Source organism: Mesorhizobium sp. M7A.F.Ca.ET.027.03.2.1 (assembly GCF_003999175.1).
In the GTDB taxonomy this organism is placed as follows: Bacteria; Pseudomonadota; Alphaproteobacteria; order Rhizobiales; family Rhizobiaceae; genus Mesorhizobium.
In genome coordinates, this window is the sequence record NZ_RZOM01001950.1 from 1 (window position 1) to 410 (window position 410).

Here is a 410-nt window from a genome sequence, read left to right on the forward strand (position 1 = left end):
GGCCGTGAGCGAACGGTCGATCTTGGTCATTGCTGCATAGACCGGAAAGATCATCAACGGCAGGTGTATTTGGACCATGCCCGTGTAAACGCCGATCTGGTTGAACACCAACTGCACCGGCTTCGACGTCAGGCCCACCGACATAAGAAACTGGTTCACAACGCCATTCGGACCCAGCACCACGATCCAGGCATAGGTGCGAATAAGTACAGATGTCAGATACGGCAGTGATATGAGCAAGAGCAGAAGCGCGGCCGATCGCTTGTTCACCCGGCTGATCGTATAGGCTACTGGATAGCCGAAAAGCAGACATAGTATCGTAACCCCGACCGAGAGCTCCAGCGTCTCCACTAGCAGCTTCAAGAATGCCGGAGATGTCAGCTGGTTCAGGTAGGAATCGAGTGTAAACC

The 410-nt window shown here is 53.9% G+C and carries 1 pseudogene; it reads right to left on the reverse strand.

Going from position 1 to position 410, the window contains the following annotated elements:
* A pseudogene (locus EN750_RS39840) lies at positions 1-363 on the reverse strand (ABC transporter permease); the annotation flags it as partial.
* Positions 364-410: the final 47 nt, after the last annotated feature.